The sequence below is a fragment of the Pseudomonas sp. NPDC090752 genome (assembly GCF_055584805.1).
On the sequence record NZ_JBVJLI010000012.1, the window covers coordinates 153,605 to 168,714 of the forward strand.

The 15,110-nt window shown below is 63.2% G+C and carries 15 protein-coding genes; 7 read left to right on the forward strand and 8 right to left on the reverse strand.

Annotation, left to right across the window (positions count from 1 at the left end; genetic code table 11):
- The first annotated feature begins 212 nt into the window (after positions 1–212).
- A complete protein-coding gene (locus tag ACZ6YA_RS17515; protein ID WP_465898361.1) occupies positions 213–1,532 on the forward strand; it encodes an NAD(P)/FAD-dependent oxidoreductase in 1,320 nt (439 codons plus the stop codon).
- A gap of 37 nt (positions 1,533–1,569) precedes the next feature.
- Positions 1,570–2,904, forward strand: a complete 1,335-nt coding sequence (locus ACZ6YA_RS17520; protein ID WP_465898362.1) for an MFS transporter — start codon at positions 1,570–1,572, stop codon at positions 2,902–2,904.
- 63 nt (positions 2,905–2,967) lie between these two features.
- Here ACZ6YA_RS17520 and hemB read toward each other — a convergent pair whose 3' ends face one another.
- The 5 genes from hemB to ACZ6YA_RS17545 form a co-directional block, all read right to left on the reverse strand.
- Positions 2,968–3,942 carry a porphobilinogen synthase gene (gene hemB, locus ACZ6YA_RS17525; protein ID WP_465898363.1) on the reverse strand — a complete coding sequence of 325 codons (975 nt, stop codon included), beginning with the start codon at positions 3,940–3,942 and terminating at the stop codon, positions 2,968–2,970.
- 230 nt (positions 3,943–4,172) lie between these two features.
- On the reverse strand, positions 4,173–5,066 hold the full coding sequence (locus ACZ6YA_RS17530; RefSeq protein ID WP_465898364.1) for a PA4780 family RIO1-like protein kinase: 894 nt from the start codon (positions 5,064–5,066) through the stop codon (positions 4,173–4,175).
- Entirely contained in the window at positions 5,066–5,746 is a 681-nt protein-coding gene (locus tag ACZ6YA_RS17535; protein WP_465898365.1) for a TetR/AcrR family transcriptional regulator, read from the reverse strand. Before ACZ6YA_RS17535 ends, ACZ6YA_RS17530 begins: the two co-directional genes overlap by 1 nt.
- Before the next feature lie 114 nt (positions 5,747–5,860).
- A complete protein-coding gene (locus tag ACZ6YA_RS17540; protein WP_465898366.1) occupies positions 5,861–7,069 on the reverse strand; it encodes an MFS transporter in 1,209 nt (402 codons plus the stop codon).
- 155 nt (positions 7,070–7,224) lie between these two features.
- A complete protein-coding gene (locus ACZ6YA_RS17545; protein ID WP_465898367.1) occupies positions 7,225–7,656 on the reverse strand; it encodes a multidrug/biocide efflux PACE transporter in 432 nt (143 codons plus the stop codon).
- A gap of 93 nt (positions 7,657–7,749) precedes the next feature.
- Between ACZ6YA_RS17545 and ACZ6YA_RS17550 the strand changes: the two genes are divergently transcribed.
- Positions 7,750–8,604, forward strand: a complete 855-nt coding sequence (locus tag ACZ6YA_RS17550; RefSeq protein WP_465898368.1) for a LysR family transcriptional regulator — start codon at positions 7,750–7,752, stop codon at positions 8,602–8,604.
- Positions 8,605–8,608: 4 nt separating this feature from the next.
- On the opposite strand, the gene ACZ6YA_RS17555 is transcribed toward ACZ6YA_RS17550, so the two are convergent.
- Complete coding sequence (locus tag ACZ6YA_RS17555; protein WP_465898369.1) at positions 8,609–9,505, reverse strand: DUF2950 domain-containing protein; 897 nt, start codon at positions 9,503–9,505, stop codon at positions 8,609–8,611.
- Entirely contained in the window at positions 9,502–10,857 is a 1,356-nt protein-coding gene (locus ACZ6YA_RS17560) for a DUF3300 domain-containing protein (RefSeq protein WP_465898370.1), read from the reverse strand. Before ACZ6YA_RS17560 ends, ACZ6YA_RS17555 begins: the two co-directional genes overlap by 4 nt.
- Before the next feature lie 181 nt (positions 10,858–11,038).
- Here ACZ6YA_RS17560 and ACZ6YA_RS17565 point away from each other — a divergent pair, with 181 nt between their 5' ends.
- Positions 11,039–11,290, forward strand: coding sequence for a hypothetical protein (locus tag ACZ6YA_RS17565; protein ID WP_465898371.1), 252 nt, complete (start codon positions 11,039–11,041; stop codon positions 11,288–11,290).
- Positions 11,291–11,362: 72 nt separating this feature from the next.
- Positions 11,363–12,082, forward strand: coding sequence for a TorF family putative porin (locus tag ACZ6YA_RS17570; protein WP_465898372.1), 720 nt, complete (start codon positions 11,363–11,365; stop codon positions 12,080–12,082).
- On the opposite strand, the gene ACZ6YA_RS17575 is transcribed toward ACZ6YA_RS17570, so the two are convergent.
- Positions 12,079–12,966, reverse strand: coding sequence for a LysR family transcriptional regulator (locus ACZ6YA_RS17575; RefSeq protein WP_465898373.1), 888 nt, complete (start codon positions 12,964–12,966; stop codon positions 12,079–12,081). The genes ACZ6YA_RS17570 and ACZ6YA_RS17575 overlap by 4 nt on opposite strands.
- Before the next feature lie 127 nt (positions 12,967–13,093).
- Here ACZ6YA_RS17575 and ACZ6YA_RS17580 point away from each other — a divergent pair, with 127 nt between their 5' ends.
- Complete coding sequence (locus tag ACZ6YA_RS17580) at positions 13,094–13,921, forward strand: HTD2 family dehydratase (protein WP_465898374.1); 828 nt, start codon at positions 13,094–13,096, stop codon at positions 13,919–13,921.
- 21 nt (positions 13,922–13,942) lie between these two features.
- Positions 13,943–15,106: an acyl-CoA dehydrogenase family protein gene (locus tag ACZ6YA_RS17585; RefSeq protein ID WP_465898375.1), complete on the forward strand. Its 1,164-nt coding sequence runs from the start codon at positions 13,943–13,945 to the stop codon at positions 15,104–15,106.
- Positions 15,107–15,110: the final 4 nt, after the last annotated feature.

Here is a 15,110-nt window from a genome sequence, read left to right on the forward strand (position 1 = left end):
ACTGGCCGGCGTTCGACGGGCTAGTGGCTCTAAGGCATCAGATACAACAGGACACTAAATAATTCAGCGCTTAACGAATTTTTCTGAACTCTGCCAAAAACCATTAGTAGACAATTTGTATACAACAACCGGACAATGACAAAATGTCGCACGTCACGGCCTGTGGCCCCTGCGACATGAATGCGCTCAAGAACGTGAACCGGAGTATAAAAATGCAAAAAATAACTTCGCTGCCGGGTGATGACGCCCGCCCAGGCTGGTACTACACCAGCCCCCAGCGTCAGCCACGCCCGGGCCATTCGGGCCGCAAGGAAGCGCGCTGGACCATTGTCGGCGCCGGCCTGACCGGCCTGGCTGCGGCGCGCCAGATGGCGTTGAACTTCCCCGATGAAGAGATCGTGCTGGTCGAGGCGCAGGAAGTCGGCTTCGGTTCCGCCGGGCGCAACGCCGGTTTCGCCATTGACGTGCCACACGACATTGGCGCCAAGGACTACATCGGCGACGTCACTACCGCCACCAAGATTCTGCGCCTGAACACCCTGGGCCAGGACTACCTGCGCGACATCGTCGAGCGCAGAGGTATCGACTGCCAGATGTCCGCTTCCGGCAAATACCAGGCCGCGGTCGGCGACAAGGGCATCGCCATTCTCGAGGCCTACCGCAGCGGCCTGGAAAAGATCGGCTGCCAATCCACTCTGATCGACGCCAAGGACCTGCCGGCACACATTGGCACGTCGTACTACAAGAAGGCCCTGCACATCCCCGGCACCCTGCTGGTGCAACCTTCGGCGCTGGTCAAGGGCCTGGCCGACCACCTGCCGGCCAACGTCACCTTGTATGAACACACACCGATCACCTCGATCGACCAGGGCGACAAGATCACCCTGGTGCATGACCGGGGCACTATCGTCACCGACAAGCTGATCCTGGCCAACAACGGTTTCGCTTCGGCGTTCGGCTTCCTCAAGGGCCGGCTGCTGCCGACCTTCCTGTATGCCAGCCTCAGCCGCCAACTGACCGAGCAAGAACAGGCACGCCTGGGCGGCCAGCCGGTCTGGGGCGTGATCCCCGCACACCCGTTTGGCAGCACTGTGCGCCGCACCGCCGACAACCGCATCCTGATCCGCAACAGCTTCAACTTCTACCCCGACGGCCGCCCACGCGCCAACGCCTTGCAGGGCCACCTGCCGACCCACCGCAAGTCGTTCGAGCGGCGCTTCCCGATGCTTGGCAATGTCGAATTCGAGTACTCCTGGAGCGGCGCGATCTGCCTGTCGGAAAATCACGAAGGCTTTTTCGGCCAACTGGCGCCTAACGTCTACGGCGCCCTGTGCTGCAACGGCCTGGGCATCACCCGCGGCACCGCGACCGGCAAGCTGCTGGCCGACTGGCTGGCTGGTGAACGCAACGAGCACATCGACTTCCTGTTGTCCTCGCCCGGCCCAAACAAGAATCCGCCCCAGCCGTTCCTGTCGATTGGCGTGAACTCAGTGCTCAAGTGGGGCCAGTTCCGCGCCGGCTTGGAAGTCTGAAACCAGCGTTGCTTCAACTACCTATCAAGAGAGAATCATGCGTTCCACTTCGCAACCCGTCATGATCGATGACGTTGAAATCAACAGTTTCCACCAACTGCTCACCCTGCGCACCGGGCTGGGTTGGGTGATGGTCGGCTACATCCTCAGCATCATCGGCGTGGCCACTATCCCAATGTCCACCGCACTTCAACTGAGCGGCTTCTGGCAAGGCATGGTCGCCGCCATGGCCCTGCTCGGCGTGTTCGCCGGTGGCTTCTTCGGTGGCTGGCTGACCGACCGCATGGGCCGACAGAAGCTGTTCTTCGTCGCCCCGGCGATCGTGCTGTTGTCGTCGCTGGGCATGCTCGTGGTTCAGGACCCGCTGGCCCTGTCGCTGCTGCGCCTGCTGTGCGGGCTGGCGGTGGGCATCGAATACACCGCCGCCGGCTCCCTGCTGACCGAGTTCATCCCGCAGAAATCCCGTGGCTCGCGGCTATCGCTGCTGACCGTACTGTGGTTCGTCGGCGCCGCGCTGGCTTACATCGCCGGCAACTTCATGTTGGCCGATGCCGGCCCTGAACACTGGCGCACGGTCATGGCCAGCCCGGCGATCATCGCCGGCCTGCTGTTGCTGGCTCGCCTCGGCACGCCAGAATCACCGCGCTGGCTGCTGAGCAAAGGCCGCCGCACGGAAGCCGAGCAGGTGATCCGCGAGGTGTACGGCGCCGACTTCTCGCTGCGCAACATCAGCGATGACGGTGGCTCAGGCAAAGCGATGTCATTTATCGACGCGCTGCGTGCGGGCTACGGCAAACGCATCCTGTTCGTGGTGATGTTCTGGGCCTGCGCGGTGATTCCGCTGTTCGCCGTATATGCCTTCGTGCCCAAGCTGTTCCAGGCCCTCAAGCTGACTGGCAACCTGGCCGCCTATGGCTCGATGGGCATCACCCTGATCCTGGTGCTCGGCTGCTGCGTCGCCACCTGGTTGATCAACTACCTGGGCCGGCGCACCCTCATCATCCACAGCTTCCTGTGGTCAGGACTGGCGTTGCTGGGTCTGGGGCTGTTCCCGGATGCCAAGGGCTGGGTGGTGTTATCGCTGTTTGGCGCCTATGCGCTGTTCATCGGCGGTGCGCAGGTGCTGGAGTTCGTCTACCCCAATGAACTGTTCCCCACCGAAATCCGCGCCTTCGCGGTCGGCATGGGCGCATCGCTGGCCGCTTTCAGCTCGGCCGTCGGCACCTGGCTGGTACCGATTTCGCTGGAGCAGTTCGGCATTGCCAACACGATGTTCGCGGCAACAGCGATCACCATGCTGGGGCTTGCGGTATCGCTGGTGCTGGCGCCGGAGACCAAGTCGATGAGCCTGCAGGAAGCAGCAGCGCTGTAGATGCAAGTTTGGGGCAAAAAAAACCGCTGCAGACGCAGCGGCTTTTTATCGGATGGTTTTGTATCAAATACCGTCGCGCGCCAGGTCCATGGCGAAGTAGCTCAGGATCAGGTCGGCACCGGCCCGCTTGATCGCGCCGATGCTCTCACGCACCACACGGCCTTCGTCAATGGCGCCGGCCAAACCGCCGAACTTGATCATCGCGTACTCGCCACTCACCTGATACGCCGCCAACGGCAAGCGCGACGCAGCGCGGATGTCGGCGATTACGTCAAGGTAGGCACCGGCCGGCTTGACCATCAGCACATCGGCCCCTTCCTGTTCGTCGAGCAGCGACTCGCGCACGGCTTCGCGGCGGTTCATCGGGTTCATCTGGTAACTCTTGCGGTCACCCTTGAGCACGGTGCCACCGGCTTCACGGAACGGGCCATAGAGCGACGAAGCGAACTTGGTGGAGTACGCCATGATCGCGGTGTCGTGGAAGCCGGCACCGTCCAGTGCGCTGCGGATGGCCTGGACCTGGCCGTCCATCGCCGCCGACGGCGCGATGAAGTCGGCGCCAGCGGCGGCGGCGATCACCGCCTGTTTGCCCAGGTTGGCCAAGGTGGCGTCGTTGTCCACGCCATGCTCGTGCAGCACGCCGCAGTGACCGTGGCTGGTGTACTCACAGAAGCAGGTGTCGGACATCACCACCATTTCCGGCACGCTGTCCTTGCAGATGCGGGCCATGCGCGCGACCAGCCCGTTCTCGTTCCAGGTATCACTGCCGGTGGCGTCCAGGTTGTGCGAAACGCCGAAGGTCATCACCGACTTGATGCCGGCGCGGGCGTATCGCTCGATTTCCTGGGCCAGCAGTTTCTCGGGGATACGATTGACCCCCGGCATGCTGCTGATGGGCACGAAGTCATCAATGCCTTCCTCGACGAAGATCGGCAGGATCAGGTCTTCAAGGCGGAATTCTGTCTCCTGGAAGATCGTGCGCAGGGACTCGTTCTGGCGCAAACGGCGGGGACGAACGGAAGGGAAACGGTTGGACATGACAGCTCCAGGGGATATGGACGGCGTATACCTTATGCCTGTTGGGCTCTGGGGGAAAGAGCGGGGGGTGAGATTGTGTCGTGCATCAGGGGCAACAGCTGACATTGGCGCAGTGTGTACCGGCCTCTTCGCGGGCAAGCCTGCTCCCACAGATACCCCACCGTTCTCAAGGTCAGTGGAATACCTGTGGGAGCGGGCTTGCCCGCGAAGAGGCCAGTGCTGGCGCTAAATCACTGCAACCAAGGCGGCGGTGGCTCTTCACCCTTGACCGGCCCATGCTCGGCTTCGGCCCGCGCCGCGCGACGACGGGCATCGTCGAGCCGCGCCGCGTCGATTTCACGCATCACACCGCCCACATCGGCGAGGTGCTCGTCATCCGCGAATTCACCCGTCAACGGGCTGTCCACCTTCAACTCGCCCGCCTCATACAGCGCCCACATTTCCTGGGCATAGCGGGTGTCTTTCAGCTCCGGGGCAAAGCGGCCGAAATAGTGGGCCATGTTCGCCACGTCGCGCTGCAGCATGCTGAACGCATGGTTGTTGCCCGCGGCATCCACCGCTTGCGGCAGGTCGATGATCACTGGGCCGTCAGGGCCCAACAGCACGTTGAATTCGGACAGGTCGCCATGCACCAACCCGGCACACAACATCAGCACGATCTGGCGAATGACGAAGGCGTGGTATTCACGTGCCTCTACGGCCTCCAGGTGCACGTCGTTCAGCCGTGGCGCAGCATCGCCGTCGGCGTCGGTCACCAGTTCCATCAGCAACACGCCATCCTGGAAATCGTAGGGTTTGGGCACCCGCACGCCGGCACTGGCCAGGCGGAACAGCGCCGCCACTTCGGCATTCTGCCAGGCGTCCTCGGCCTCCTTGCGCCCGTATTTGCTGCCTTTGGCCATGGCTCGGGCCTGGCGGCTGTTGCGCACCTTGCGGCCTTCCTGGTATTCGGCGGCCTGGCGGAAACTGCGCTTGTTGGCCTCTTTGTAGACCTTTGCGCAACGTACCTGGGCGCCGCAACGCACCACGTAGACGGCAGCTTCCTTGCCGCTCATCAAGGGTCGCAGCACTTCGTCGACCAGTCCGTCTTCAATCAGCGGTTCGATTCGTTTTGGCGTCTTCATCAGGCTTGTTTCGGGGTCCTGTCTGGCCTTTTGGCTGGGATGGCGGACATCCTCTCACAGGCTGCTGCGTCTTGCTCGTTTGTCTGCTCAGGCGGCAAGCCGGTACGAATGCCTCGTAGCAGTAACTCCAGTGCAGTGATGCTGTGAGCCAGGCGTGTTCCGCCATCTTGCGCAACGGCTATCCACACAGCCGCTTCCGTCAAGCTGCCATAGACCAATGAAGCCAGCGCATGGGCGTCGGCATCGACGACTATGCCCTGCCCTATCAGGTTTTGGATCAAACGCTGCAACGACTCTATACAATGTCGCTGTGCATCCGGTGACCCACCGCCGAGCACGGCCCGCGCGTCGCGCAGCACGATCCGTTGTATCTGTGGCTCCAGTGCCATCTCCAGATAGGCGCGGCAGCGCCGACGAAAGCCTTCCCAGGCATCGTCGGCAGTATCGGTAATGGCATGCAATCGCTCGTCCATCTCGGCGTCGAGCTGCTCGACGACAGCCGCCAGCAAGCCTTTCTTGTCGCCAAAGTGATGGTACAGCGCCCCCCGCGTCAGGCCCGCCTGGGCGGTCAGGTCATCCATCGAGGTGTCCGCATATCCGCGTTCAGTGAACACCTGGCGTGCGGTCGCCAGCAACAAGGCCCGGGTTTCTTCCATTGCGGCGCGGGTGCGGCGAACCATCCAGCTACTCCATTTCTTCAGTCGGTGCGAGGCAGGCGTGTGCTGAGGTATTCATACGCCGGTGTCATTGTCATGATCGCAGGACACGCTGACAAGCGACCATTCGCAGGCTGATCAAACTGAACAGGACACGTGTTCAGGCCTATCGCGCAAGCGCAGGTAGCCCCAGAGGGCGACCAGCGATACCGCTACGCCGGCGCACAGCGCGACGTTGAAACCTGCCTTGGCGCCCAGCAGGTCCACAACCTGTCCTGATGCCGCAGCCCCGCCTGCAACGCCCACGTTGAGGCCAGCGAGCAACCACGTCATGCCTTCGGTCAGTTTGCTCTCAGGGACAATCCGCTCCACCAGCGACATGGCCACGATCATGGTCGGGGCGAAAAACAGGCCCGCGACCAGCACTGCGCCGGCCAGCCCGAAGATGTTACCGGCCAGCAGCAGCGGCAGCGTGGTCACTGCCGTCGCCAGTCCCCCCATCAGCAGCAGCTTGTGCAATGGCGTCTTGAGCGCCATCGCGCCGAACACCAACCCCGCCGCACAGGAGCCGATGGCGTAGCAGGACAGCACCACGCTGGCGGCAGCTGGAGTGCCCATCTGCTCGGCAAAGGCCACGCTGACGATATCGACAGTTCCGACAATCACGCCCATGGCGATCATCAGGAAGGTCAGCAACCGCACATTGGCCAAACGGAATACCGACACGTTGACCTGGCCGTTGGCCGAATATGCCTCGACGGGTGGCTCAGTGCTGACCTGCACGGTCAGGGCGAACACGCCAATGGCCAGCAGAACGGCAGCCACCAATGGCCCGGCTTGCGGAAACACCGCCACGCTCAAGCCCACCGAAATTGGCGGGCCGGCGATAAAGGTGACTTCATCGAGCACGGTTTCCAGCGAGAACGCTGCCTGCAATTGCGGCTTATTGCGGTAAATAGCGGTCCAGCGTGCGCGCACCATCGCCGACATGCTTGGCATGAAGCCGGCCAGGGCGGCGCTGGCGAACAGCGTCCAGTCCGCCGCCTGCCAAAAGCTGCAAGCCAACAGCGAGAGGATGCCCGCCACGCTGAGCCCGGCGGCGGCCGGCAACACCCGGCGCTGACCGTAACGGTCGACCCGTCGCGAAATCTGCGGGGACAACAGCGCATAGGTCAATACGAAGGTGGCGGCCACGGCCCCCGCCAGACCGTAACTGCCGCGAATCTGCGACAACAGGGTGATGATCCCGATGCCAGTCATCGGCAGGGGCATCCGAGCCAACAGGCCAGCCAAGGCGAACCCCAGGGTCCCCCGGGCCTGGAACAATTCACGGTAGGCGCTGAACATCTTCGACACTCCTTATCGAAAGGCCCATCGCACTTGAGTACGCTGGACGAAATATACATACACTGCGTATGTTTGAAACCCTATTATCATACGAAGCGTATGTAAAGCCTCTTCAGCCCGATTCCTTCCGTTTCACTGTCTTGCAGCAGATGACATCAGGCGGCGGCCCGGCGCTGCACCCACACGTGCCGCGCCCGGTCGAATGCCCAGTTGTAGACCACGGTGTAGGGCAGGATGATCACGAAGAAGCCCAGCTCGACCATCAGCGCCTGCCACAGCGAGATGTCCAGCATCCAGGCCGCCACCGGCAGGCACCACACCACCAGGCCTGCTTCGAAACCCAGGCCATGAATGAAACGCGCCGACGCCGTCCACTGGATGCGCGGGGTCGCCACGTAGCGGTCGACCAGCAGGTTGTAGAGCATGTTCCAGCCCATGGCGATCAGCGACAGGGTGACCGCCAGGCTCCCCGCCGTGGCCAGCGACTTGCCCATGATCCAGGACAGCAACGGGGCACACAGCAATACGGCAAAAAACTCGTAGCCGACGGCATGCAGCAGACGTTCGGAGAAAGCGACTTTTTTCATGACAGGTTCCATCGTGTGATTAACGCGTGCTTCACATTTTCTTTGATGGAACTGATACTAGCGACATAGCTCCTATCGGTTTTATCAATACCTATGCGCTACTCGCCCGAAGCTCTCGTTGCCTTTGTCGAAGCCGCCGCGCTCGGTTCTTTCTCGGCTGCAGCGCGAAAACTGCGCAAAAGCCAATCGACCATCAGCATCGCCATCGCCAATTTCGAAGCAGACGTGGGCTGCCCGCTGTTCGACCGCGCGGGCCGCCATCCCACCCTCAATGCGGCCGGCCGCCAGGTACTGAGCCACGTCGAGGCGATCCTCGATGCCAGCGCGCGGCTCGACGCCCTGGCGGTGCGACTGGCCGGGCAGGTTGAGCCGCTGGTGTCGGTGGTGATGTCCGACAGCTACAGCGTAACCTTCCAGGGCGCGGTGATCAGTCGCTTCGCCGAAAGCTACCCGCATTGCGAACTGCGCTGCGGACCGGCCGAAGACGCCGACGTGATCGACATGATCCAGCAGGACATGGCGCACATCGGCATCCTCGCCGCGCAGCCGCAGTACCCGGCCGACGTGGCCGTGGCGCGGCTGGCGGAACAGGCGGAATTCGCCGTTTACGTCAGCACTGATCACCTGCTGGCAAAGCAACCGGCACTGCAGCCGCAGCACCTGGAAAACGAGCGCCAGCTGTACATCAGAACCTACGCCCCAAGCCTGCACCATGGGCGCGGTCAAGCCTGGTCCGCGCCGGATTACCTGACCTTGCTGGAATTTGCCGTGCGCGGTTTTGGCTGGGCAGAGTTGCCCAGGGTGCTGGTGTCGCGTTTTGGCAGCGGCCTTGTGGAATTGCCAGTGGCAGGTTACCCGCGACGCGTCGCCATGGATGTGGTCTGGTCGCGGCAAAAACCGCTGGGGCCGGCCGGGCAATGGCTGGTGCAACAGCTGTTGTCGCGCTAGCACGTCAATCACTGCCGTCGACAGCGACCACCTGCCAACTGTCATCCGGGTCAAAGCGCTGCATGGCCTTGACCAGCTTGTCACCCTGCGGCCCGAGGTCCTTCTCGAACACCTGCCCGTCATGGCTGACCATGAAGCTCATCACCCCGGTGTCGTCGTACTTGGCCGGCCAGGCGACCATCGCGAAGCCCCGGCTCATCTGCGTGCCGATCAGGTAGCTGTAGGCGCCACCCGGGGCTGACGGGCCCTGACCATCGAGGATACGGAAGTGATAACCGTACCAGTCGTCCCCCACCACATCCTGGCCGAACAATGGGCCCAGGGGGCTGACCTCGCCGCTCGCATCCGCTTCCCAGTACAGCCCATCGTGCTTGCCGGGCGAGCTGAAAACCTGCTGGGCATACTCCAGCGCACCGTTGCCGTTGCGATCCTGCGAGGCGTAATCCATCTGTGCATCGTGATAGGCAAGCAGCGACTGCACAGCCGACAGCTCATCGCGGCCGATGCGCCGTGCGCGGATCTCGGCGCTGCCGGCCTTGAGGTCGAAGCGCCAGCCGCTGGCGCTGTGCGACAACGGAATGGGCAGCGTCCAATGCTCGCTGCCCACAGCCAGAACGGCTTGGCGCTCGCTTTGCTTTTGAATCTGATGCTGCTGGCGATACTGCTCCAGGAATGCATCCACATCGTTGCGCTGCACGCCTTCGCGGGGGATATAGGTGCGCCAGTCATCGCCGAGCAACTGGGCCAGGCGTGCCTGATCGGCATGCTCGGTGCCCAGCGCCTGGACAAAGGCATCGACGGCTTTTTCCGGTGTCGGAAATGCCTGCTGGGCCATGGCCAGGCACGACCAGACACTGCTGGCGGCAATCAACCCCAAACCGAGGATCGTATTGTTGTTCATCGCCGGCCTCCTGCGCCACGGCGCATCGGCGCACTGGGCCTGGAAATGGCATGCCCCGCAGCACGCGCTGAATTGGGCCGCTGGGCAAGCATCTGGCTGGTCCGGCCGCGGTCGACTTGAGCGGTGCTGCGCGCTGGAGAACGTACACCCTCGAAGGCATTGTTGCGCGCCCGTCCGGCATGATTGTTCTGCCTACCCTGCAGCGTCTGGCGAGTTTGCTGGGCGTCGCGGCTGCCCCTGGCATGCTGCTGGCGATCAGTGGCGTGTGGGCGGTTGGCCTGGGCCTCGCGCACCTGGTCACGAGCCTGGCGGTTGCTGGTGGCGGGGCGTTCGATGCCGGCCCGGTCCATCGACGCGCGGGCACGGTCACGGGCCTGTGCGCGCTGGGCGTCGTCACCCCGGAAGGCCGCGCGCTGGCTGGCGCCGTCGAGTTGGCGGCCATACTGCTGGCGGCTGCGGTTATCGCGGTAGGGCACCCCATCACGGTGCACGGCGTTGTGCTGCCAGGTGTTCTGGTTGTTGCCGATGCGGTTGTTGACGTTGATGTTGTTGTAGCGATTGACGTCGATATCGATGTCGTTGCGCCCCCAGTCGCAATCGCCCCACAGCGAATTGACGATCGCTACCCCCGTTCCGAAGGCCAGCCCCGCCACCAGCGCGGAGCCTGCGTAGTACAGCGGTGACGGCGGGTAATACACCGGCGGCGACGCCGGATAGGCCCAGGTGCCATAGCTGGTGGTCGGGTTGTAGGTGGGCACGTAGACCACCTGCGGGTCGGCCGGCTGAATGATGATGGTACTGGCGGGTGCGGCGGCACTGCTGGCCGGGGCTGCGGGTGCAGCCTGCACCGTAACGTTCTGGTACTGATTGCTTTGTAGATTGCCGGCAGCCTTTGCCTGCTGACGCAGCCTTTGCACGGCGCCCATCACATCGTCGGGCTGGGCCAGGAACGCATCCCCCAGGCGCTGCACCCAGACCGGGTCCTGGCCCAGCACCACCAGCACCTGCGGGAAGGCCACCAGCGCCTGGACGCTCGGGTCCCACGGCTGCTTGGCCACTTGCTTGACGGCATCATCGCCCTGGGCCTTGGGGTTGGCTTTGGACCAGGCCACCGCTTCGCCCACCTCGCCAGGGTAGGTCGTTGCCATCAGCACCTGCGCCAGCAAGGCATCGGGATACAGCGCGATGGGGGCCAGCATCTGGTCCAACTGCTCCTGGTTGAACACCGCCTGTTTGGCCGGTGCCGCTTCGGCAGGTTGGGCAGATGCGGGAGGCGTTTCAGCCTGTGCAAGGCTTGATAGACCGCTCAGGCAGAGCACCGCCGACACGACGCAGAGCAATGGCATGCGCATCACAGTTCCCTCGGAGTGAAGCCGGGTGGGACTTAAGCCTAGCAAAGGCTGCGGTTTGCACACGCCTGCCGACGACATCAATAGTCACTATCGAGCACGGCAATTTCTCCTGATCGCGCGCCCTCAATAACCTTGCTCCATCGCTTCGACACGCTCGATCCCCGAATCCTGGAGCTTCCCGATGAACACCACGGCCCGCCTGCTGCTCGCTGCCCTCACCGCCACTGCCATCGCCGTGCTCAGCGGTTGCGCCAGCCACCCCGAACTGCGCCCCTACACCGCTGAAGAGACCCGTCAGCTGCAACTGGAGTCCATTCAGCGCCAGGCTCTTTCACTGGACGAATACGAACTGCGCAAGCGCGTGATCCTGCGTGCGGCCAGCCCTCAGGTAGTGACTGAAGTGGTCGAGACACAGGCTGGCATCAAGGGCTGACCTGATCGAGATTCCCCAGCGCCTTTGCTGTATCCTGTCCCGCTCAAGAGCAAGCCTTCCAGGACGGTGACCATGTTCAGGCCCCTTCTGTTGCTGAGTGCGGCCCTGCTATTCAGCTCGGCACTGCAGGCGCAGCAGATCCAGCGCCAACTGGGCGATTTCGACTTCAAGCTCGGCACCACGCCTTCACGCAGCATGGCCCAAGGGCTGATTTCGCCGAGTGCGACTGGCGCCTTTCACGGCGGCCTCGACCTCAGCCACCCCAGCGGCTGGTACGTCGGCCAATATGCGCCGAGCATGGGCGTGACACCCGACTCCACCCTGCGCCTGGACAGCTACCTGGGCTACAAACACCATTTCGACAGCACCCTGGGTTATGAAGTCGGGCTGATCCACTACAGCCAACCGAACATCGCCGGGCCCGACAGCTATGCCCTGTACGGGGGCATCTCGATTCTGGGCAGCCGCATCGGCGGCGCCTGGCGCGACAACGCGGACAACCGCACCGGCACCCTGTTCGCCGACTTCGGCCAGATGCCGCTGTTCGATATCGATTTGACCGTGAAGCTCGCCCACCACCGCCTGGGCACGCCGTTCACCATTGGTGACGGCAGCCAGGTGGACGCGTTCTCGGACTGGTCGCTGGAGCTGTCGCGGCCCTGGCTGGGCATCGATCTGAACCTCATCTACAGCAACTCCAACCTCACCGGTGGCAGCTGCGATGCCTACGCGGGCATCAACACCTACTGCGAAAGCATGGTGACGCTCAAGGCCCAGCGCAGCTTCTTCTAGGTGTCAGGCATCAGCGTCGCAATCAAGGCCCGCACGGTCCCCGGCAACGCATCCAATTCGCGCACCAGAATGCTCCGCTCACGCACTGCCCACGGTTCATCCAGGGTTATGCTGACCAGCCCCATGGTCTGGCTATGCCGCAGCGCCGCCGACTCGGGGATGATGCCAATCCCCACCCCCGCCTCCACCAACCGGCAAATAGCCTCGAAACTCGACAGCTGAATGCGCAACGACAGGTTCAGGCCCATACGTTCCACATGGTCGCGCAGAAAGCTCAGCAGGGTGCTGCCGTCGTGCAGGCCGATATGCTGGAATGCCAAGGTCTGCTTCAGCGACACCTGCTTGCAAGTCGCCAGCTCATGCCCTGCCGGCACGATCAGCACCAGCCGGTCGGTGCTGAAGTGCATCACCTGCAAGCCGCTGGCCTCAACCGGCCCGGCGATAATGCCCATGTCGCTGCTGCCGTCGAGCACACCGCGCACGATATCCCGCGACAGGCGCTCTTGCAGGTCAACCGTCACCCCGGGGCGTTTTGCCAGAAAGCCGGCCAGCACCTCGGGGAGGAATTCGGTGACGGCGGTGGTGTTGGCGAAGATGCGGATATGCCCGGCCGAATCGGTGCCGAACTGGGTGAATTCGGCTTTCAGGTAGTCCACCTGGCGCATGATCAGCCGGGCATGCATCAGCAGTTTTTGCCCCGCCGGGGTGAGCTCAACGCCACGGCTGTCGCGGTACAGCAAGCGTGTGTCGAGCTGCGCTTCCAGCGCCTTGATCCGCGCGCTGGCGGCGGCCGGAGAGAGAAATGCGCGGCGTGCGCCCTGGGTCAGGCTGGGTGATTCGCCGATATGAATGAAAAGCCTCAGGTCTGCCAGGTCGAAATGCATCGGGGTGTCCTTGCACGGCGCGGGCGTTCAGCATACATGAACGCCGGCTTACGAAAATGCAAATTCACAGAATGCCAGGCGCCTCGCATGATCATGGCCATAACAACAAATGCAGAGGCCCATGGTTATGACTGCTACGGACTACAGCGCCTGGATCGGCCGCACGGAAGAAGCCGTCGACGAGCTCAGCCGCAACCTGATCAAGCGTATCGCCGCCACCCTTGGCGAAACCGCGCCCGCCGTCGGGCAACCGCTGCCGCCCTTGTGGATGTGGTGCTTCTTTCAGGAACCAGTGGCCCAAACGCAACTGGGCAGCGACGGCCACCCGGCGCGTGGTGGTTTCCTGCCCCCCGCCGACAACCGCAACCGCATGTGGGCCGGGGGGCGGGTTGAATTCATCGCTGCGCTCAAGGTCGGCGCCGAGGCACAGCGTCTTTCGACCATCGTACACATCGAGGAAAAACTCGGCCGCAGCGGCGCGTTGCTTTTCGTCACGGTGCGCCACGAGTACTCGCAACACGGCGAGCTGTGCGTGCGTGAAGAGCAGGACATCGTCTACCGCGAACCTAATTCCCCAAAATTGAACAGCGCCGCGCCAACTGCTGCAGCCGACTGGAGCGAGGCCATCACGCCCTCCCCGACCTTGCTGTTCCGCTACTCCGCCGTGACCTTCAACGGCCACCGTATCCACTATGACCACCCCTACGTTACCGAAACCGAGGGCTATCCCGGTTTGGTCGTACACGGCCCGCTGATCGCCACCCTCAACCTGCGCGCCTTCATCCGCGCCAACCCCGGCAAGCGTGTGCGCCACTTCGCCTACCGCGGCGTACGGCCACTGACCGTCCCCACGCCATTCGAACTGGCCGGCCACATCAGCGAGCCAGGTCAGGCGCAGCTATGGGCTGGCAATGGCGACGGCGTGGCGCAGAGCGCCGACGTGCTTTTCGACTGACACCTGTACAGGGAACCCCGCATGCATACGTACGACAGCGATGACCTCAATGCCATCCGCGAAGGCGTGCGCGCCTTGTGCGCTGAATTCGACGCCAGCTACTGGCGCAAGATCGACGAAGAAAAAGGCTTTCCCGAAGCCTTCGTCAAAGCCATGACCGACGCCGGCTGGCTGTCGGCGATGATCCCGGAGCCATTTGGCGGCTCCGGCCTGGGCCTGGCCGAGGCCTCGGTGATCCTCGAAGAAGTGAACGCCTGCGGCGGCAACTCCGGCACCGTGCATGGGCAGATGTACAACATGTTCACCTTGCTGCGCCATGGCAGCGAAGAACAGAAGCGCCATTACCTGCCCAAGCTGGCAAGCGGCGAGTTGCGCCTGCAGTCGATGGGCGTGACCGAACCCACCACCGGCACCGACACCACCAAGATCAAGACTACCGCCGTGCGCCAGGGCGACACGTACGTGATCAATGGCCAGAAGGTGTGGATCTCGCGAATCCAGCACTCCGACCTGATGATCTTGCTGGCCCGCACCACGCCGCTGGCCGAGGTGAAGAAAAAGTCCGAGGGCATGTCGATCTTCCTCGTCGACCTGCGCGAGGCCATCGGCAATGGCCTGACCGTGCAACCCATCGCCAACATGGTCAACCACGAGACCAACGAGCTGTTCTTCGACAACCTCGAACTGCCGGCCAGCAGCCTGATCGGTGAAGAAGGCCAAGGCTTTCGCTACATCCTCGACGGCCTCAACGCCGAGCGCACACTGATTGCCGCCGAATGCATCGGCGATGGCCGCTGGTTCATCGAAAAGGCCAGCGCGTATGCCCGTGACCGCGTGGTGTTCGGCCGCCCGATCGGGCAAAACCAGGGGGTGCAATTCCCCATCGCCGAGGCGCATATCGAAATCGAAGCCGCCGACCTGATGCGCTGGCGGGCCTGCGCCGAATACGACAGCGGGCAGAACGCCGGGGCCAGCGCCAACATGGCCAAGTACCTGGCGGCCAAGGCCTCTTGGGAGGCGGCCAACGCCTGCCTGCAGACCCACGGCGGTTTCGGCTTTGCCTGCGAATACGACGTCGAGCGCAAGTTCCGCGAAACCCGGCTGTACCAGGTCGCGCCGATCTCCACCAACCTGATCCTGTCCTACGTGGCCGAGCACCTGCTCGAACTGCCACGCAGCTTCTGAGGGC

Coding starts and splice junctions, on each gene's coding strand:
- ACZ6YA_RS17575 (WP_465898373.1), bottom strand. CDS start 12,966: ATGCATTTCGACCTGGCAGACCTGAGGCTTTTCATTCATATCGGCGAA.
- ACZ6YA_RS17570 (WP_465898372.1), top strand. CDS start 11,363: ATGTTCAGGCCCCTTCTGTTGCTGAGTGCGGCCCTGCTATTCAGCTCG.
- hemB (WP_465898363.1), bottom strand. CDS start 3,942: ATGTCCAACCGTTTCCCTTCCGTTCGTCCCCGCCGTTTGCGCCAGAAC.
- ACZ6YA_RS17550 (WP_465898368.1), top strand. CDS start 7,750: ATGCGCTACTCGCCCGAAGCTCTCGTTGCCTTTGTCGAAGCCGCCGCG.
- ACZ6YA_RS17580 (WP_465898374.1), top strand. CDS start 13,094: ATGACTGCTACGGACTACAGCGCCTGGATCGGCCGCACGGAAGAAGCC.
- ACZ6YA_RS17545 (WP_465898367.1), bottom strand. CDS start 7,656: ATGAAAAAAGTCGCTTTCTCCGAACGTCTGCTGCATGCCGTCGGCTAC.
- ACZ6YA_RS17585 (WP_465898375.1), top strand. CDS start 13,943: ATGCATACGTACGACAGCGATGACCTCAATGCCATCCGCGAAGGCGTG.
- ACZ6YA_RS17535 (WP_465898365.1), bottom strand. CDS start 5,746: ATGGTTCGCCGCACCCGCGCCGCAATGGAAGAAACCCGGGCCTTGTTG.
- ACZ6YA_RS17565 (WP_465898371.1), top strand. CDS start 11,039: ATGAACACCACGGCCCGCCTGCTGCTCGCTGCCCTCACCGCCACTGCC.
- ACZ6YA_RS17560 (WP_465898370.1), bottom strand. CDS start 10,857: ATGCGCATGCCATTGCTCTGCGTCGTGTCGGCGGTGCTCTGCCTGAGC.
- ACZ6YA_RS17515 (WP_465898361.1), top strand. CDS start 213: ATGCAAAAAATAACTTCGCTGCCGGGTGATGACGCCCGCCCAGGCTGG.
- ACZ6YA_RS17540 (WP_465898366.1), bottom strand. CDS start 7,069: ATGTTCAGCGCCTACCGTGAATTGTTCCAGGCCCGGGGGACCCTGGGG.
- ACZ6YA_RS17530 (WP_465898364.1), bottom strand. CDS start 5,066: ATGAAGACGCCAAAACGAATCGAACCGCTGATTGAAGACGGACTGGTC.
- ACZ6YA_RS17520 (WP_465898362.1), top strand. CDS start 1,570: ATGCGTTCCACTTCGCAACCCGTCATGATCGATGACGTTGAAATCAAC.
- ACZ6YA_RS17555 (WP_465898369.1), bottom strand. CDS start 9,505: ATGAACAACAATACGATCCTCGGTTTGGGGTTGATTGCCGCCAGCAGT.